The sequence below is a fragment of the Gemmatimonadaceae bacterium genome (assembly GCA_016720905.1).
Classification (GTDB): Bacteria; Gemmatimonadota; Gemmatimonadetes; order Gemmatimonadales; family Gemmatimonadaceae; genus Gemmatimonas.
Genome location: JADKJT010000002.1, coordinates 330444 through 348147, shown reverse-complemented (window position 1 = coordinate 348147; position 17704 = coordinate 330444). Strand labels below are relative to the sequence as shown.

Sequence of the window (17704 nt, the reverse complement as noted above, 5' to 3'; positions counted from 1 at the left end):
CCAAGTCGGTGCTACGGGGTGGCCGCCTTCGGCACCACATACGCCTTCCGCAGCGCCTCCTGGTACTCGCCGTACAGGGCCTTGAGTCCGGCAAACTCCTTCTTCACCACCGCGCGATACTCCGGACGCGTGGCGAAGTCGAACAGCACGGCCGTCATCGCCTGCGCATCCACCACAAAGCCGGTGTGTCCCACCTCGGCCAACGCGTCGCTCTCCATTCCGTAGCTATGGAACGGTGAGTTGGACGTGTGCGCGCTGAACCCGTTGCCGGGAATGTCGCTGGACACGCTCCCGGTTTCCTCGTACCCCTGCGGCTTGCCGGGTTCGGCCATCACATTGGTGCCACCGTATTTCTTGAGATACGCGAAGCCCACCTCGCCCAGCGATGCCACGGCAATACCGTCGCGCATTTGACCGTAGCGCTCGATCTTCACTTGCGTACCGGTGGCCAGCGCGGCCCCGCGCGCGGCATTGTCCACCATCTCCTGCACCTGCTCGAGATACGCCACATCGGGATAGCGCACATAGAAATCGGCCACCGCACGGTCGGGGACGACATTGGGTGCCGCGCCCCCTTCCGGGATGATGCCCTGAATGCGCGTTTCCGGACGCAGGTTGCTGCGAATGGCGTCGATGTTGTTGAACAGATGAATGACGGCGGTGAGTGCGTTGCGTCCTTCCCACGCCATCATCTGATGGGCCGGCACGCCGGTAAATACGTAACGCACGCCGTTGATATTGAGACAGCAGGTGCCAAATCCGGCGGCCGCACGCTGGGTGGAGGTGCTGGAATGACTGCGCACCAGAATATCCATGCCATCGAACACCTTGGCCTCATGCATCACGGTCTTCACAGGCGGCGGCATCATTTCTTCGGCCGGCGTGCCGAACACGGTCACGGTACCGGGCAACTTGTTCTTTGTGAGGTACTCGCTCATGGCCACCGCGGCCGCGATGCCCACCGGCCCCTGCGTGGAATGCTGGTCGCCATGAAAGCTGCGACCGGTGCCGCGCAGCGCATCGTACTCCACGATGATGCCGAGGTTCGGCAGCCCTGCACCCTGCTTGTAGCGTGCGACAAACGCGGTCTTGAAGCCGGCGGTGCCGGTGGTCACTTCGAATCCATGTGTGGTGAGATACGCGCCGAGCTTGCGCACCGCGTCGGTTTCCTGAAAGCCGATCTCGGGGTGTTTCGTGAGATCGTCTGCCAGCGCCAGCAGCTCCTTGTCCATCAACTCCTTGGCCCGCGCCACCACCTGATCACGCGCCGCATTGGAGGCCGTGAGCTTGGCAACGAGGCCAGGTACATCCAGCGATTGCTCGAGCGCTGCCATCTTGCGCAGCACGTCCTTCGCGGCGTCGCGTTCGGTGGCGGTTTCCTGCGCGCCGAGTGTGGCGGTGCAGGCCAGCAGGAGGATCGCGGCCAGGAACGGTGTGCGCATGGAGACTCCAAAGCGTTGGGGGCGCAGGGGTGGTGCAATAAACGATGGATAAATTCGACGGTTCCCCATCAGACGATTGAACCGCGGGGTTCGCGGGGTCGCGGGGTGACCCGCACGCGCTCCCCTGCGCCTCTGCGCACTTCGCGGTAAATCTGTTTCTATTGGGAACACTACATCACCTTCGCAATACAAAAAAACGCGGGGCCGGGAAGACGCTCCCGGCCCCGCGTTCACGCCACTACCAACCCGTCACCTTATGGAGGCGTGACGGAGTTCAACGGTCCCGTGCCGCCCCACGTGTAGAGCGCCTCGCCCTTCACGCCGAGCTCCTTCGCCGGCACCGGCATTTCACGCGGCGTGCCGTCCAACAGGCCGTCGGTGCGACGACGCCAGTAGTACGGTGACGCGCCAAGACCCAGCAACTCGATTTCCATCTCGTACGCCAGCTTGGTGGTCAGCCCCGCCACGCCATCGCCAGCAGCAGCGGCCGGCAGGCCGCCACGGGTGACGCGCGTCTTGTTGATGATCGTTGCCGCCGTGGCCAACGAGCCACCGCTGCGAATGAGCGCTTCGGCCTGCAGCAAGTCACTCTGCGTGGCCGTCATCACGGGCGCCGGACCATAGCCCGCCCAGATGCCCGACGGATCCTGCAATCCCGTCAGGTCGTAGCGCGTGAAGCCGATGTTCGACTGATGGTATGAACCACGGCTTGGACGGAAGATCTGGTCCCGCGAGTACGCGAAGTCCGTACCCGCGTTGGCCGTCTTGGGATTCGTGCCGAATCCGTCAACGATGGACGCGTCGCCAAACGAACCGTCGCCCAGCCGTTTGTCGGGCGAGTTCGGCACGGGATTGCCCACGGGATTGCCGGCCGCGTCCAGCGGGAACGGCGTTCTCTGGGTGACCGGATCCAGCAGGTTGGCCACGCGCGTGTGCACGCGACCGGTGTTGAAGTCATCAAACCAGGTAAGGATCTGATGGCAGAACGACACACACCCGTCGCCGACAAAGACGAAGTTGAACGGCGTGCCGCTGGACATACCCGACTGCGTGTACGTGAGCACCTGCGCCCAGTTCACGGCCGCATTTTCCGCCGCGTTGCGCGGATAGTACGCCAGCGTGATGGCCGACATGGTGTTGGCAATCTGGGCAATCTGCGCGCTGGAATAGCTCACGCCGTTCGTCCACGATGCCGGGGTATTGAACGAATTCGCCTTGGCGATTGTGGCGGCTGCCTGCAGCTTGGCCACGGCCGCATCGCGAATTTGCTTGCGATTCGAATACGCCAACGTGGCCAGATCGGTGTTCTCATCAACGACATAGCCCTTGTCGAAATTGAGCGCGATGTAGCTGAGTCCCGCGCCCAACATGAGTTCCGACACGGCTTCGGCACGCTTGGTGTCGGCCGCGCTGTTGATCACCACGTTGTTCTTGCGAATGGCCTTGAGCACGTCCACCGACGAGGAAATCGCCGAGTACATGCCGCCCCACGGCACTTCGATGCTGGTGCGTCCGGCGGCGGCCGGATCGTTCTGCCAGGGGCGCGTGAGGCGCTTGCCGTCGGCATCGTAGCTGGAATAGAAGTTCATGTTCCAGTTGTTCCACGACGCGGAGAACGATTGCGCCTGCGTGACCAGCACGCAGTTGCCTTCGCATCCTTCGAACGTGTTGAACCAGGTGCGGAGCGTTCCGCCCGCGACGGCCTCGAGAGCCGCCGGGTCGGACAACGCGCGCTTGGCGTCGGGCGCGTTGGGGTTTGCTACTTCGAGCGAGTTGCATCCTGCAACGGCCATGGCCGCCAGCACGCTGACTGCTCGCAAAAATCGAGTCATCTGCATCGAGTCAAATCCTGTGTTGGCGGGTGGTCAGTAGCCGAGTTCGAACATGAGCGTAAACGTGCGGTACGCAGGATACGTGAAGTAGTCCACGCGATACCCGAACGGGTTGCCGCCGGGGCCCGAGACGTCCGGATCGTAGCCCGTGTACTTGGTCTTGGTCCACAGGTTGCGACCCACGAGACCAATGCGTGCCGTCTCGAATCCGCCCAAACGAGCGCCCTTCACCATCGACTTCGGCACTTGATAGTTCAGCGACAGTTCGCGCAGCCGGACAAAGCTGCCGTCTTCGACGAACTTGCTGTTCGGATCGAAGTTGTTGTAGAACGCCTGGAAGAAGCCCTGTGGCTTCTTCTCGGCCGTCGGCACGGTGCGCTGGTCGAAGTCCGAGTCGCGCAGTTCGTTGTACGGCCACTGGCGGGTGTAGTTGTACACGTCACCGCCCTTCTGCCAGGTCACCACGCCCGTCAGCGACAACCCCTTCCACTGGATGGTGTTGTTGAATCCCAGCGTGAAGTCGGGGTTCACGTCACCAATGGCCTGCAGCGAGTTGCCCTTGGCGTCGAAGTACTTGAGCGGACGCTCGTCCTTCGTGTGATACGCGGTCTTAGCCACGTAGTAGCCCAGCTCATTGACTGTGTAATCAGCAGCGGTGCCGGAAAGCGTGCCGTTGGTGATGTTGGTGGCCAACTGATCGGCGGTCTTGATCCAGGAGGAGCCGTAGATGATGCCGAACACCTGGTTGGGCGCCACGCGGAAGATGCGCGTGTTGCCGCCGCCGCCATCCGGGCCGGCCAGGTACGGACCGACGTTGAGCTCGGTGATCTTGGAGCGCGTGCGATCACCGGTCACGTTGAGGCGCCAGAAGAAGTCCTTGCTGGAGGCGAGGACCGCGCCGAACGCGAACTCGTGCGTGGTGCCGGCCAGCGTGGCCGCATTCACCCACGTGTTCTGATAGCCCGTGGCCGACGACGTCGGTACCAGCAGGATCTGGTCGCTGGTGACCTTGTCGGAGTAGCTGTACTCGAACGTGTAGTTCTTCAGGAAGTTGAGGTTGAAACCCGCTTCCGTTTCCTTCGAGAACGCCGGCTTCAGGTTCGGATTGCCCAGCGTCACCTTGGACGGGCTGCCACCCGCCACCGAGAACACCTCGTACTGCGCATCGAACTGCGGACGCAGGCCGGCGGTGCCGTACGACACGCGAATCTTGCCCTCGTCGATGCCGGGAAGGCTGAAGTCTTCGCTGAACCGGTAGGCGGCCGAGGCGCGCGTGTAGGTGGCCTTGCGTTCCTTGGCGCCGAACAGCGACGACTCGTCCTGACGCACGAGACCGTCGATGATGTAGCGATCCTTGATGTCGAACGTGGTGATCGCGAACAGGTTGCGATTCCGGATGGTGATGGTGCTCGAGCCCGGGATGTTGGGCGCATTCGGGATCCTGCGCCGCGGCGCCGAACTCCGTCACACCGCCAACGGTGAGCTTCGACGCGCTGACACCCAGCGAGTTGGCCGTCTGGTCTTCGTAGACCATGGCCAGCTTGGTGGTGTTGGTGAGCCAGTCACCGAGGCTTCGGATGGCCGTCAGCGTGGCGCCTGTGTTGAACGTGTGGTCGCTGGTGTAGCCCTGCGACAACCCGCCCTGTCCCTTGCCGCCAATGGAGTTCTGGAAGCCGATCGGCGTGAACGATTTGTTGTTGCCGGTGGACTGGTCGTAGTTGAAGTTGCCTTCCGCCGTGAGCCACTCAAGCGGGCGGTAGGTGGCCTTCAATACGCCGGTGAACCGGTCACGGTCGTTCTGCACCTGCTGGTTGTTGAGCGTATACAGCGGGTTGCTCAGGTTGCCCGACGAGGGTGGCTGACGGATTTTCGCCAGATACGGCGTCCCGTCGGGGTTCGGGGCGGTGATATCGACGTTCGGCTCAAGGAACCGGATGCCGAAGAACAGGCCGCCTTCGTTCGTCTGATCGGCCCGCGAGCGTCCGTAGAACATGCCGGTGGAGACATTCAACTTGTCGTTCACGGCCTGGTCGACGTTGATGCGGAAGTTCTGGCGGCTGTAGCCCTTGAGCAGCGTCAACACGCCCGTTTCCTGGATGTTCTGGATGGACGCATTGAAGTTGGTCGCACCCTTGCGGTGACCGAGCGAGATGTAGTTGCTCATCGTCGACCCCGGCTTGAACACTTCGCTCAGCGCGTCGTAGATGAACGGGTAGCTGTTGTCGGAAATGTCGTCCAGAGCCGCGATGCGCTGCCCGTTGGCATCCAGCTTGAATCCCTTCAGCAAGCCGGTGGTGTTGGTCGGGTCCAGTTCAAACGCGGTCGAGTTATTCAACCCGACCTTTCGCGGCAGATAGCTCTGCCCGTACTCGTTGCGGAACGTGAAGTTGGTCTGCCCTTCGGCCAGATTCGCGCCGCGCTTGGTGAAGATCTGGATGACGCCGTTGGCGGCATCAGATCCATACAGCGAGCTTGCGGCCGCACCCTTGATCACTTCCACCCGCTCGATGTCCTGCGAATTGACATCGGCCAGTCCCAGTCGCGTGATCGTGCCGTCGATGATGACCAGCGGATCCTGACGGCCGGCCAGCGACGTGGCCGAACGCAAACGAATGGCGGGCTCCGATCCGGGCGACCCAGACGTGGTGGCCACACTGGCACCGGCAATCTTGCCGGCCAGGCTGCCGATCGGCGAGATCGCCGGGGCCTCCTTGATGGCCGTGGCGTCAACAACGGCAACCGCGAACGCGGTCTTCTTCTGCGACGTTGCATCGGACACGCCAGTCACCACGACCTGCTCGAGATTGAGGATGTCCTTCTCGAGGTCGTAGTCCTTGTCGACCCGACCGGCGGCGATCACCATCGGCAGGCGCTTCGGCTTGAGGCCGATGTAGCGCACCACAAGGTTCACATTGCGGCCGCCGTACTTCGCGACGTCGACGGTAAAGCTGTACTTGCCGTCGGTGGTCGTGATCGTGCCGGCGCCGATTTCCGGAATCCCAACGCTGGCGCCACCAACCGGCTGACCGGCCGACGTGACTTTGCCAGCGAAGACCTGTGTCTGCGCCTGCGCTGCGCTCGCAAAGAACGCGAGCGCCGCCAGAGCCGTGGCCGTGCGCAGCGACCTTCGGATCAGGACAGCATCCATTGCTTTACCTCGTGCGGTGAAGGGGGCGGGTACGTACGAATCGCGAGAGGAGGGCGCGTCTTGTCCCGCAAAACCGCTGCGGGACCGGGCGCTTCGCGAGGTGGGACAGGGCACAATCCTGTACTCCGTGGCGCACCGAGTATCGGTCACGCAACGATTGGTCCCATTATGTTGCTGAAACTCCCAGTCGGCAATGGCATTTTCGCGCGTTTCGTCCCTAGACACTCAGTAGTTGTGGGGGGGCATGACTTGACCGCGGCAATGCCGAACGTATCGTTCGGCACACCCATGCCGCGAAACCGCCTGATTTTTCTGCCGTTGGTCGCCCTGTTGGCGCTCCCGGCGCCCGGCCTGGCCCAAAAACCGGATGGGCGGTTGGTGGGTGCGGTCATCGACCGCAGCAGCAATGGGCCGATCGCCGCCGCCACCGTCGTCTTTCTTGGAGACGGCCGCGCCATCACCACCGATTCCACCGGCGCGTTTCGGTTCGACCGATTGCCGACTGGACTCCTCCGCTTTCTGGTGCGCGCCCAGGGATTCTCGTCGTTCGGGCTGGTGGTGGCGATTGGCAAGGGTGAGGTCCTCGAGCGGCGCGTCGTACTGGACTCGATAACGCTCGCCGCCGCGGTCGCCGCCGCGACCGCTCCGGTGAAAGCAGAGTCCGCCTCAAGGGCCCAATCGTTACCCATGGTGTCCGTGGAGGCCGCCCCCAGTCTGGGTCCGCGTTTCGCCAACTTCGAACGCCGGCGAAAAACCGGAGCCGGCCAGTACATCGTCCGCGAGGACATTGAAAAGGGCGGCTATTCCTCGTTGCAGGATGTCGCTCGCGGCATGCGTGGCGTCACGGTGGAGTGTGGCGGCGGTTCCGGTTGTCACATCCGCATGGTGCGCGCGCCGATGCGCTGTCTGCCCGAATACGTTGTCGATGACAACGTCGACAACATCTTCGGGCCGACCATCCCGGTGCGGGACATCGAGGCCCTGGAGGTCTATACCGGACCGGCCGACGTGCCCGGCGAGTACGCTGGTCGCAATGCGGGCTGCGGGGTCATTGTGATCTGGACCAAATCCGGTCCGACGCGACGCAAGAAATAGCGCCGTCGCGCTGATCAGGGCTGAGGACTGGTCAGCCGCACCTCATGCTGACCCGGTGCCACGGGCACCGTCTGTTGCTGCCCGGAGGGCCAGCGAATCGAGAGCGCCGTGCTGCCCGCCGGAAACGCCATGACCTGCGTGGCCGCGTCCATCGACCAGTAGCCGCTTCCGGCGTGGATCTCGCGAATCGGACCGCCCGTGCCATTCGCCATGACCCGCAATTGCGCGCCGATGGCCAGCGGATTTGCCGCCGGACCCTGCACGTGTACGCGCAGTCCCGGGGTGCCGGTCACGTTTCGCCACAGCGTCATCGGCGCGCCATTCTGCGATACGGCGAGGTCCACGCGACCGTCGGCATTGTAGTCCGCTGCGGCCGCACCGCGTTGATCGCCACGCACTGCGATGCCGCTGGCCTGCACCGTCTGCGCCTGAAACCCGCCGGTCCCGTCGCCCAGCAGCAGCAACCCCACCCCGGCGTCAAAGCGCATGGTATTGATCTCGGTGGGGAAGAAATTCTGCGCCAGGAAAAGATCCTCGCGTCCGTCACCATCGTAGTCGGCCACCACGGCCGCAAACGCCGGCGCCAGCTGCGCCGCCGTGGGCAGGGCGCGTGTCTCGAAATGGTCGCCGCGATTGAGGAACAGCACGTGATCGAAGGTTGTCGCGCCTACCCGCACCGCGCTGCGGGCCGCCGTGCCCAGCACGGCGTCGACGTCGGCGCGGGCGAACTCGGCAAATGTCGCAAATCGTTCCTTCACCGACGGGATCGCCGCCCCGATGCGCGAAAAGCCATCAAGCGGCATTTCGCGCTGCGTCGTTGAATCGGCGCGACCGAACACCAGACCCAGTCGCTCGTCGGGCAGACGCGCCACGGTGAGCGCGTACGGACGCGACTCCGACGCCTGCCACGGGATGTTGCGGCCCCAACTGGTGGCCACGATGTCCAGTTGTCCATCGCCGTCGAAGTCTCCCACATTCACGCCGTTCCAGCGACTGGAGTGTTCGCCCATTCCCATCGTGCGCGTGACATCACGCAACGCACCGCCTTCGTTGCGCAGCACGCGCACCGGCCCGAATTCGGTGGCCACAATGAGGTCGGAATGCGCGTCGCCGTCGAGATCCGCGAACACGGCGGCCGATACCAGTCCCAGCGTGGACAGTGCCTTCGTGTTGATCGTATCGGCAACGAAGCCACCGCCGGTTGTGCCAAGCAGCAGGTGCGATCGGGCCGGCAAGGGCCACGCACCGGGAATGGCCCGCGCGCCAACGAACAGATCGAGCAGACCGTCGCCGTTGACGTCGGCCATGGCCAGGGCACCGATACCGGCGGTGTCGCCAGCCAACACGCGGCTCGATGCACCGATGCGCGTCCCGCTGCCAATGGGGTAGCGGAGCACCGAGGGAACCGACAGCGCCGCGACGGCATCCGCCGCCTCGTAGTTGGATTGACCAACCAACAGCGACAGGCCGCCGCGGCCATCGCTTGCGGGCAGCACGGTGGTGAGATCGTACGCCTGTAGGTCACCCGGCACGGCAAGCGGGACAAAGCCGGTAACGGTGTTGCGCAGCACCGTCAGTCGCCCGCCACGGCCGCTGGCAAACACCAGATCGTCCCGTCCATCACGATCAATGTCGATCCAACTTACGCCGGGGCCAAGTTGACTCAGGCGCGATGGCAGCAACGGTTGCCGCCGGAAGTCCGCGAACAGCGAGTCGACGTGTGCAGCCCCACCGAGGAGCGCGGAAGCGTTGGCAAAGAGCGGGGTGGGCGCCTGCGTACTGTCCCGCACGATGGGCAGGGCAGCGTCCTCAGTGATGTCATACAAGCGGTCGGCCCGCGCGCCGGCAATGACACTGTGTCGACCGCTTCGCCACCGCACGTCGATGGTAATGGCGCTGTCGAGTGTTGCGGCAAACGTCAGTTGGGCATCGCTGCCGGACAGATAGTATCCGCCGGATGTCATCTCCCGGGATTGCACCGGCAAGCGCGGGGCACGCACGGTCACCACCGCGCCGATGCCCTGCGTGTTGCCGTCGAGGCCATGCAGGCGCACCGAGACGCGTGGCGCGCCCGATTGGTTGCGATACACCACCGATGGCGCATCGAGACGGGTCACCACCACATCGAGCGCTCCATCCCCATCGAGATCGGCCAACGCCATCCCCTGCGAGATGGCGCTGTCCGCGCCGAAGCCCCACGCGCGGCTCACATCCTGAAACGCGAGCTTGCCGCCATTGCGAAACGCGAAATTGGTGGCGCGCAGTGTGGGGAACTCCTTCGACTCCCGGTTCCATGGCACGCGCGGAAAACTGTTCCGGATGCGGTCGTACGGGTCGGCCTCGCGCACATCGTAGCGGTGACCGTTCAGCGCCAACAGATCTTCATACCCGTCCAGGTCGACATCAAGAAACGCCGACCCCCACGTCCAGTCGGTGGCGGTCACGCCGGCGAAATCGGCGATCTGCGCCCAGGTGCCGTCGCCTCGCGAAAGTTGCAGCATGTTGCGCATCCACTGCGTGCGCTCGGGCGAAAGTCCCACCGGTTTCTGGAGCGGCGTGTGCGTGGGAATCTGACGCTGCTGCGCGGCCAGCGTGGGCGACAGCATATCGGTGGTGAAGAGGTCCACCAGACCGTCGCGGTTCACGTCGCCGAAATCCACCGACATGCAGGTGTTGCTGGTCTCGCGAAGCGCCAGCGTCGGCGCCAGCCGGAAGTTGCCGGTACCGTCGTTCAGCCAGAAGAGATCCGGATCCTCGAGGTCGTTGCACGTACAGATCCGGCGCACCGTCACCATTCACATCGTAGAACCGCGCCGCCAACGTGAAGTAGTCGGGATCGATCGTCAACGGGGTGCCATGTTCGTCGCGGAACCGGGTGCCAACAATCGGCGTGCGCGTAAAGTGCCCGGCGCCGTCATTGAGAAAGAACAGGTCGGGCTCGGCTCGCTGCGAGCGCATGAAACCGCCCAGATCCGGGCGCGCTTCGACGCGATACTCCTTCTTCCACTCATCCACCACCACCACCGAATCGCCGACTTTCTTCAGCACCTGGTCGAACGACCGCGCCTGCGGCGGAAAGGCATCCAGCGCATTGTGCGTTTTGTACGTGCCCACATAGAGATCGAGCGACCCGTTCCCGTCCACGTCCGCGAGCGTCATCGTGGTGGCGTTGTATCCGCCGGTGAGACCGCTCGCACTGGTGCCGTTGGTGAAATGGCCCCTCCCGTCATTCACGAACAACGCCACGGGTCCGCCAAAGGTCCCCGCCACCAGATCGAGATCGCGATCCCCATCGACGTCGGCCAACACCACACTTGTGGTGGCGAGCGCGGTGAAGTCGAGGCCACTGGATGCCGTCACATCGGAAAAGCGGAAATTCCCCGCGTTGTGATAGAGGGCTGCAGGGTGCTCGATGGACGCGAGGACGATATCGGGAAGACCGTCGCCGTCCACGTCACCCAGGGCCACGCCGGCACCATCCAACAAGCCGCGATTGTCCAGGCCCCGCGTTTCGTCGATGTCGTTCTGATGCGTGAGACCCGTGGCGGACGCGGTGAGCATCGTGAAGCCGACGCCTCCGCTGGTTGCGACGCCAAGCGCGCGCCAGCGATACCCCGATGCGTCATGCCAGCTGGTATCCACCGGCGAACGCGCGCCGGTGTCACCGCACGCCCCGACGACGATTGTGGCACCGGCGATAACCGTGCCGCGCCATCGACGTTGAAACGTCACGAACCGCGCCGAGTCTTGAGCGCACCGACCTTCCGGCCGATGCACTGTCCCTGCGTGAGACCGTCCGCGACGGCCGGGAAGTAGTGCACGCCGGCATACACGCGGGAGATGGCGACTTCACGGCGTGCCGCGGAGAACGACGCAAACGCACGCGGTGGTTGACCGATGTCCACTTGGGTGGAGTCGATATAAGGAATCGTGTCGCCGAGCATCGCGATGAGTACCTCGACCGCGGCGCCGGACTGCACGGAGTGCCCCGACGGATACTCCGGGAAAGGCGGCGTCGGGATCACGGTCTGGAACTTCTTGTCGAAGACGCGCTGCACAAAGGTCACGGGTCGCACCACATTCGAGCGATACTTCTCGCGCCAGCAGCCGATGAACGCGTCGTGGATCGCGATCGACGTGAGGGCGTACAGCGCCACGGCATCGTCGGCACTGAGACCGCGCCGCGCCACCATCAGGTTCACCACGCTGATCCAATGAAAGCCCGGAGTCCCGGTGGCCACCGGATTGTCGGCCCAGAAGAGCGCGATCTGCTTCTGGTCAGGGGTCAGGGCGCTCACCGTGTCGTAGAACTGCTTGCCGATTTTGTAGAATGCCGATGACGCCTGTTCCGAGTACGCCGGCATCGGCGGCGGCCCGCATTCATCACCGTTGGCAATCACGAACGGGCGCAACGTGCCCCAATACGGCTCGGTCGGCTTCATCGGATTGAACGCGGGCAGTGTGGTGGCCCCCTCGGCCTTGGGCCGGTTGGTGAACGTGCCTTTCGTGGTGGCGCCTTCCACGTCCTCGTGCACATTGGGGTTTGCCAGCTGCACCAGGTCGGACTGACCGGACAGGGTCTGCGGTACGAACTGCGACACGTTGGCGGTATTGGTCCACTCCTCGCGCTTTCCCGACGGAGCCCACGGCCGACCCCGCGTCGCGAAAAAGCTGTCGGTGGCCGCCCAGGCGAGGATGGCATTGCCCACGGCGCGCCCGTGGGCGAGCGCCCGATCGCGATCGGCGGCACTGACACCGGCGGCCGCGCGCGCGGCCACCTGCGCCGCTGCCAGTGAGTCGATGGTCCGTCGTGTGCCCGGCATGCCGTCCCGAAACAGCGAATCCATGACGACGCGCTCCGCCTCGGCGGCAACCGACGGGCCGTCCAGCGCGTCGCCCGCGGGCGCCAGGGGCAGTGTTTGCAGTCCGTTCAACTGACCGGCCAGCGACCGCAGTGACGATCGCGTGTCGGCGGCATACCCTTCGTAGAGTGCGAGCGCGCTGTAGGCCGAGATACGCGCGGCGACCGGCGGACCCAGGCGCTCACTGCGCACGAAGGCGAGCGACGTGCGCATCCACTGCGAGACCAGCTGTGGATCGACCGGGGGCCGTTCGCGAGCACAACCCGCGGCGGCGACGGCCGTCGCGGCGGCACTGACCACGAGGGCGCAGCGAAGCACGTTCATTCGAGACTCCAGCAGAGGAACAGCCGATTGGGCGTGAGCGTGTAGGTTACGACGAGTGGGCGAGAGCCGATAGTGAGAGTATCTTACCGCATGCTTTGGTCGACTGTTCGTATCCCGATTCGCGTGGCCGTGCGGCGCACTCTGTGCGTGCTGCCCCTGCTGCTGACGGCTGCCTGCCGTGATACGCCGCGCAGCGCGGCCGCCGATGTGTCTTACGCGGATGTCCGCAAGTTGCCCCCGGGGCGCAATGAACGCTCCCTCGACCTCATGATGCTGGAGGCCGACCATGGACGCGTGCTTGGCGCAGACTCGGCCCGCGTGCAGCTGTTTGTGGTGAGTGACTACCAGTGCGCCGGCTGCCGGGCCTGGTTTGAGACCACGCTGCCAACCATCCGCGCCGAGTACATCGAACCCGGTACGGTGCGCCTGGCCTGGGTGCACTATCCGCTGCGTGAGCACCCTGATGCGGTGCGCGCCGCCAGTGCAGCGCTCTGCGCCGCCGCGCAAGGGAAGTTCTGGGAAACCAGCGCCCGCATTTTTGCGGCGCAGGAGCGATGGGGCGGGTCGCGTGACGTGAAGGTGCTGCTCGACTCGCTGGCTTCGGTGCCGGGCATCGACGCGTTTGCGCTGCGCAACTGCACAGAGAGCGATCGCATGCTGCGCCAGATACGCACCGACATCGCGTGGGCGGACACGGCGCGGGTTGGCGCGCCCCTCACGGTCGTGGTGGGCGCCCGCCGTATTCCGGGCACCGCACCGCTGTCGACGTTGCGGGCGGCTATCGATTCGGCAGTGTCAGGGAAATAGCGATCGTCAGGCGGATGAAACACTGAACGGCCGCGAGCGCGGCCGTTCAGTGTTTCGCAGGTGAGTGGCGCAGGTGCTATTTCGCGGGCGCCGTGCGCCGTTGACTGTTCACGCTGTACAAGAACGCGGTGTACTGCATCTCTTCCCACGTCTGGTCGCCCCACTTGACGTCCTTGCTGGCGTCCGGGTTGCTCTTGTTGGTGGCCGAGTTGTCGTACCAGGCGGTGGACTTGAGCTTGGAACCGGCCGGAACGTCCAGCGGTGTGGCAAAGAAGTAGTACGTCTGCCAGTTGAAATCGTAGCGCGGCACATCAAGCACCACATCCGACGTGCCGTCGGGTTTTTCCAGCGTGTACTTCCAGCCGGTCCCGCGCAAATGCGTATGCGGCAGCAATCCCCAAATGCGAATGTTCTGCGTGGGCTCCAGCTCGGCGTTCACCGGCACGTCCTTCGCTCCCGCGGGCAGCTTCAGGGCAGTGTTCACGAAGGCGGCCATACGAATCTCTTCATCGGGCGCGGCTGACGCGAACTTGAAGCCGACGCTGGTGCGGTCGTGCATTTCGTGGCCACGCGCGGTGTAGTGCATCTGGAACGTGAGCACCGTTCCGGCGCGAATCTTGAGCGCTGTACCGGCCGGGAACTTCATCACGTTGGTGCCCGGGGCCGTTCCGCCAATCAACGTGCCCAGCTGACGTGGCGGTGGATTGCGTGAATCGATGCGCGCTGGTGGCTCCTCGGTTCCTTCGTACTGCTGCTTGCGCACAAACAGCGGCGTTGGACGCGGTGCCGGCGGGGTGCCAGCGGCCTTCGCCGCGGCCGCGGCCGCAGCGGCGGCTTCAGCAGCGCCAGGCGCCGGCGGCACCTTGGCATACACCAACACGTGATGCACCACTTCACGCGCTCCCGGCATGAATTCGATGGCCTGCACCCACTTGTCTTCGGTGAAGTTGGTGGGGATTTCGAAGTACTGATATTCCACGGTACCGGCGGCGGGTACGGTGAAGTCACTGGGCATGGTCACCACGGCGTCGGGTGTCCCCACCTCCCAGCTGGTCGCGTACACCGGTGCCGGCGGCAACGCTTTCACGTCGCCCTTTTTGGCGCCCGCTTCAATCCACCGCAGAATGGTTTGCTTCTCGGTGTCGGACAGGCGTCGATCGTTGGCGAATGCCCCGTGAGGCCCTTCGGCGTGCCATGGCGGCATGTAACCGGTCTTCACGGCATCGCGAATGTCGCCCACGTTCTTTTTCGCCGTGTCGTAGTCCAGCAACGTGAACGGGCCCAGTCCACCGGGGCGGTGACAGGTGGTGCAGTTCTTGTAGAGAATGGGAGCCACGTCCTTGGTGAACGTGGGGGCGGCGTCCTGGGCAACCAGCGTCTTGCTCGGGCGAGTGCCCACGAGGCCGGCCAGGGCGACGACGGCGACGCCGGCCAGCTGCAGAACTCGTGTCTTGCCGAAGCGGGCGGTTGGCTGCCCATGCGGCTGTATGGGTTTCGTCATCTGCAATGCCTCCTGAGGTCAGGACTCTCCCGCCGCATGGTGGCCGCAGGACAATGTCGGACAGAAATGTGAGAGAGTGGGGCACCGTCCGCCAGCGACCGGTCTCTCTTCGTCGCACCCTCCGGTAGCGAAATCCACCACGAGCGCGCAGACTTGGCTCCTGAAATGCCAAGCAAACTCAGCCTTCCGCGCGCCCTGTCCCGCCGTGCTCGTCGCGGCCACCTGTTGGTCCGCCTCGCGCAACGCACACGCGTTGTGGTCGGGTCCATCGCGATCGCATCGATCGCCAGCGCGACGGTTACGCGTGCGCAGACCCCCACGCGCCTGGACGCGGCGCAGGCCGACTCGTTCGCGCGCGCAGCCCGTGCGCGGCCCAAACCCGTGGCCCGCGCGCAGCGCATCACCACCGCGCCCGAGATTGACGGACGCCTGGACGAGGCGATATGGAGTGGTGGCGCACCGATCACTGATTTCGTCCAACGCGAGCTGAACGAAGGCGTCCCGGGCTCGGAGCGCACCGAGGTGCGGCTGGCCACCGACGGCGTGTACCTCTACATCGGCGCACGCATGTTCGACCGCGAACCGCAACTCATTGTTCCGGGCGAGAAAGTACGCGACGGACAGTTGGGCAGCAGCGATCACATCGCCCTGATCTTTGACACCTATCACGATCACCAGAACGGCTTTGTGTTTGCCACGACGCCGTCGGGCATCGAGTACGACGGGCAGGTGATCCGCGAGGGCGAGGGCGGCGGTGCGGCTGTCGTCGGGCAAAATCGTGCGCAAGCCGGTGCACTGGGCGGGTTCAACGTGAACTGGGACGCCAGTTGGACGGTCGCCACGCACATCGACTCGTTGGGATGGACGGCGGAGTTTCGCATTCCGTACTCCACGCTGCGCTATCAGTCGGGGAGCGGCGAGCAGACGTGGGGGCTCAATGTGTCCCGGACCATTCGTCGGAAGAATGAAGAGCTGTACTGGTCGTTCATTCCGCGGCAGTTCAGCCTGTATCGGTTGTCCATGGCGGGGCAGCTGGTTGGTCTCACGGTGCCCACGCGGCGCATTCAGACCGTGACACCGTATGTGCTCACGTCGGCGCAGCGTCAGTGGACGCAGGGGATCGCGCGGTCCACCACTCCCACCGAGGTGGGCGGTGAAATCAAGTACGGTGTCACTCCGGCCATGACACTCGATCTCACGTACAACACCGACTTCGCGCAGGTGGAGGTGGACGACCAGCGCGTCAATCTGACGCGTTTTCCGGTGTTCTTTCCCGAGAAGCGTCCGTTCTTCCTCGAGAACGCCGGTACGTTTTCGGCGGGCACGCCGCAGGCGGTTGACCTGTTCTTCACGCGACGGATCGGCATCGACAACAATGGCACGCCGCAATCCATCATCGGCGGCGGCCGCCTCTCGGGGCGTGTCGGCGGCACCACGGTTGGCGTGCTGCAGATGGTCACCGACGCCTCCGACACCAGCTCGTCCGGGCAATCGTTCAGCGTGGCGCGCGCCACGCGCGAATTGTCCTCGCGTTCCCGCATTGGCGCCATGATGGTACAGCGCCTCTCCACGAAGGACGGCGACGATGTCAATCGCACGTTCGCCATCGATGGACGCCTCGGGCTTGGCCAACGCTGGACGAGCGATCTTTGGGCGGCGCGCACCACCACCCGTGGTCGAGACGGTGACGCCAACGCCTACAGCGGACGACTGGCGTACCAGACCAGCGTGTGGAATCACAACGCGCGTATTGCGCAGGTGGGAGACGACTTCAATCCGGAAGTGGGTTTCATGAGTCGGCCGGGGGGGTACCGGGCGTTCGATGCCACCTTCATGCGGCTGGTGCGCGAACCGCAGTGGAACTGGTTCAAGCAGTGGAACCCGCACGTGAGCTACCGCGCATTCACCGGACTGACCGATAACTTTTACCAGACCGGATACATCCATCTTGACCTCACCGAAATCGAGCTGGCGAACAGCACCAAGTTCGGCCCCGAGTACAACATTTCGCACGAAGGGCTGCAGACGCCGTTCACCATCGCGCCCGGCGTGGTGATCCCCGTCGGCTCGTACGATTGGGGCACGTTCGGGTTCGACTACACCACCGATCCCAGCGAAAACGTCTCGGCCACCGGTCGCTTCGATGTCGGCGAATTCTGGACGGGCCGTCGCAGTGGCGGCAGTGGCACGCTCACGGTGCGACGCGGTGCCGCCATCTCGGGTTCGTTCACCGCCGACTACAACGATGTGCGCCTGCCGCAGGGCCATTTCATCAGCAGTTTGCAAGCGGTGCGGCTCAACTACTTCTTCACGCCGCGCGTGTTCGTGCAGACGCTCACGCAGTACAACAACCAGGCGGGCATCTTTTCGGCGAACGTGCGCTTTGGGTGGCTCAATACCGCCGGGACCGGGCTGTTCATCGTGTTCAACGACGGACGCGAGGCCGCCGGGTTCTTCGATTGGACGCGCCCGCAGCAGCGTTCGCTGTTCGTGAAGTTCACCCGGCAGTTCGGCACCAGCGGCTGAGTTTCGGGCTCGCGCAGGGTTGGTACACGATCCTTTCTCCGCTTTCGGCCAACACTGGAATGGGGAATTCTACCGCAAAGTTCGCAAAGTTCGCGAAGGTGATCCTTGTCAGTTCTTCGCGCACTTCGCGCACTTTGTGGTTAAAACGTTCAGGGGGTTCGGCCAGG

10 protein-coding genes are annotated in these 17704 nt (G+C 64.3%); 3 read left to right on the top strand and 7 right to left on the bottom strand.

Annotation, left to right across the window (positions count from 1 at the left end; all coding sequences use genetic code 11):
* Positions 1–11: 11 nt before the first annotated feature.
* From IPP90_03805 to IPP90_03790, 4 genes are all read right to left on the bottom strand, one after another.
* The gene (locus IPP90_03805; GenBank protein MBL0169846.1) at positions 12–1442 is read right to left on the bottom strand and encodes a peptidase dimerization domain-containing protein; all 1431 of its coding nucleotides are present in this window, start codon (positions 1440–1442) and stop codon (positions 12–14) included.
* Between the two features lie 254 nt (positions 1443–1696).
* The gene (locus IPP90_03800; protein MBL0169845.1) at positions 1697–3280 is read right to left on the bottom strand and encodes a hypothetical protein; all 1584 of its coding nucleotides are present in this window, start codon (positions 3278–3280) and stop codon (positions 1697–1699) included.
* A gap of 27 nt (positions 3281–3307) precedes the next feature.
* Entirely contained in the window at positions 3308–4219 is a 912-nt protein-coding gene (locus IPP90_03795; protein ID MBL0169844.1) for a hypothetical protein, read from the bottom strand.
* Positions 4119–6422 (bottom strand): TonB-dependent receptor plug domain-containing protein, encoded by a 2304-nt coding sequence (locus IPP90_03790; GenBank protein MBL0169843.1) that lies wholly within the window; start codon positions 6420–6422, stop codon positions 4119–4121. The genes IPP90_03795 and IPP90_03790 overlap by 101 nt, the downstream gene beginning before the upstream one ends.
* Before the next feature lie 261 nt (positions 6423–6683).
* On the opposite strand from IPP90_03790, the gene IPP90_03785 reads away from it, so the two are divergent.
* Positions 6684–7517: a carboxypeptidase regulatory-like domain-containing protein gene (locus IPP90_03785; protein ID MBL0169842.1), complete on the top strand. Its 834-nt coding sequence runs from the start codon at positions 6684–6686 to the stop codon at positions 7515–7517.
* A gap of 14 nt (positions 7518–7531) precedes the next feature.
* Here the strand turns inward: IPP90_03785 and IPP90_03780 are convergent, their stop codons facing one another.
* Both IPP90_03780 and IPP90_03775 read right to left on the bottom strand, forming a co-directional pair.
* Positions 7532–10303 (bottom strand): VCBS repeat-containing protein, encoded by a 2772-nt coding sequence (locus IPP90_03780; GenBank protein ID MBL0169841.1) that lies wholly within the window; start codon positions 10301–10303, stop codon positions 7532–7534.
* Between the two features lie 942 nt (positions 10304–11245).
* The gene (locus IPP90_03775) at positions 11246–12703 is read right to left on the bottom strand and encodes a vanadium-dependent haloperoxidase (protein ID MBL0169840.1); all 1458 of its coding nucleotides are present in this window, start codon (positions 12701–12703) and stop codon (positions 11246–11248) included.
* Positions 12704–12793: 90 nt separating this feature from the next.
* Here IPP90_03775 and IPP90_03770 point away from each other — a divergent pair, with 90 nt between their 5' ends.
* Positions 12794–13510: a thioredoxin domain-containing protein gene (locus IPP90_03770; GenBank protein MBL0169839.1), complete on the top strand. Its 717-nt coding sequence runs from the start codon at positions 12794–12796 to the stop codon at positions 13508–13510.
* 76 nt (positions 13511–13586) lie between these two features.
* On the opposite strand, the gene IPP90_03765 is transcribed toward IPP90_03770, so the two are convergent.
* A complete protein-coding gene (locus IPP90_03765) occupies positions 13587–15011 on the bottom strand; it encodes a cytochrome c (protein MBL0169838.1) in 1425 nt (474 codons plus the stop codon).
* Positions 15012–15176: 165 nt separating this feature from the next.
* Between IPP90_03765 and IPP90_03760 the strand changes: the two genes are divergently transcribed.
* On the top strand, positions 15177–17537 hold the full coding sequence (locus IPP90_03760; protein MBL0169837.1) for a carbohydrate binding family 9 domain-containing protein: 2361 nt from the start codon (positions 15177–15179) through the stop codon (positions 17535–17537).
* Positions 17538–17704: the final 167 nt, after the last annotated feature.

Coding starts and splice junctions, on each gene's coding strand:
- IPP90_03805 (MBL0169846.1), bottom strand. CDS start 1,442: ATGCGCACACCGTTCCTGGCCGCGATCCTCCTGCTGGCCTGCACCGCC.
- IPP90_03800 (MBL0169845.1), bottom strand. CDS start 3,280: ATGCAGATGACTCGATTTTTGCGAGCAGTCAGCGTGCTGGCGGCCATG.
- IPP90_03790 (MBL0169843.1), bottom strand. CDS start 6,422: ATGGATGCTGTCCTGATCCGAAGGTCGCTGCGCACGGCCACGGCTCTG.
- IPP90_03785 (MBL0169842.1), top strand. CDS start 6,684: ATGCCGAACGTATCGTTCGGCACACCCATGCCGCGAAACCGCCTGATT.
- IPP90_03775 (MBL0169840.1), bottom strand. CDS start 12,703: ATGAACGTGCTTCGCTGCGCCCTCGTGGTCAGTGCCGCCGCGACGGCC.
- IPP90_03770 (MBL0169839.1), top strand. CDS start 12,794: ATGCTTTGGTCGACTGTTCGTATCCCGATTCGCGTGGCCGTGCGGCGC.
- IPP90_03765 (MBL0169838.1), bottom strand. CDS start 15,011: ATGACGAAACCCATACAGCCGCATGGGCAGCCAACCGCCCGCTTCGGC.
- IPP90_03760 (MBL0169837.1), top strand. CDS start 15,177: ATGCCAAGCAAACTCAGCCTTCCGCGCGCCCTGTCCCGCCGTGCTCGT.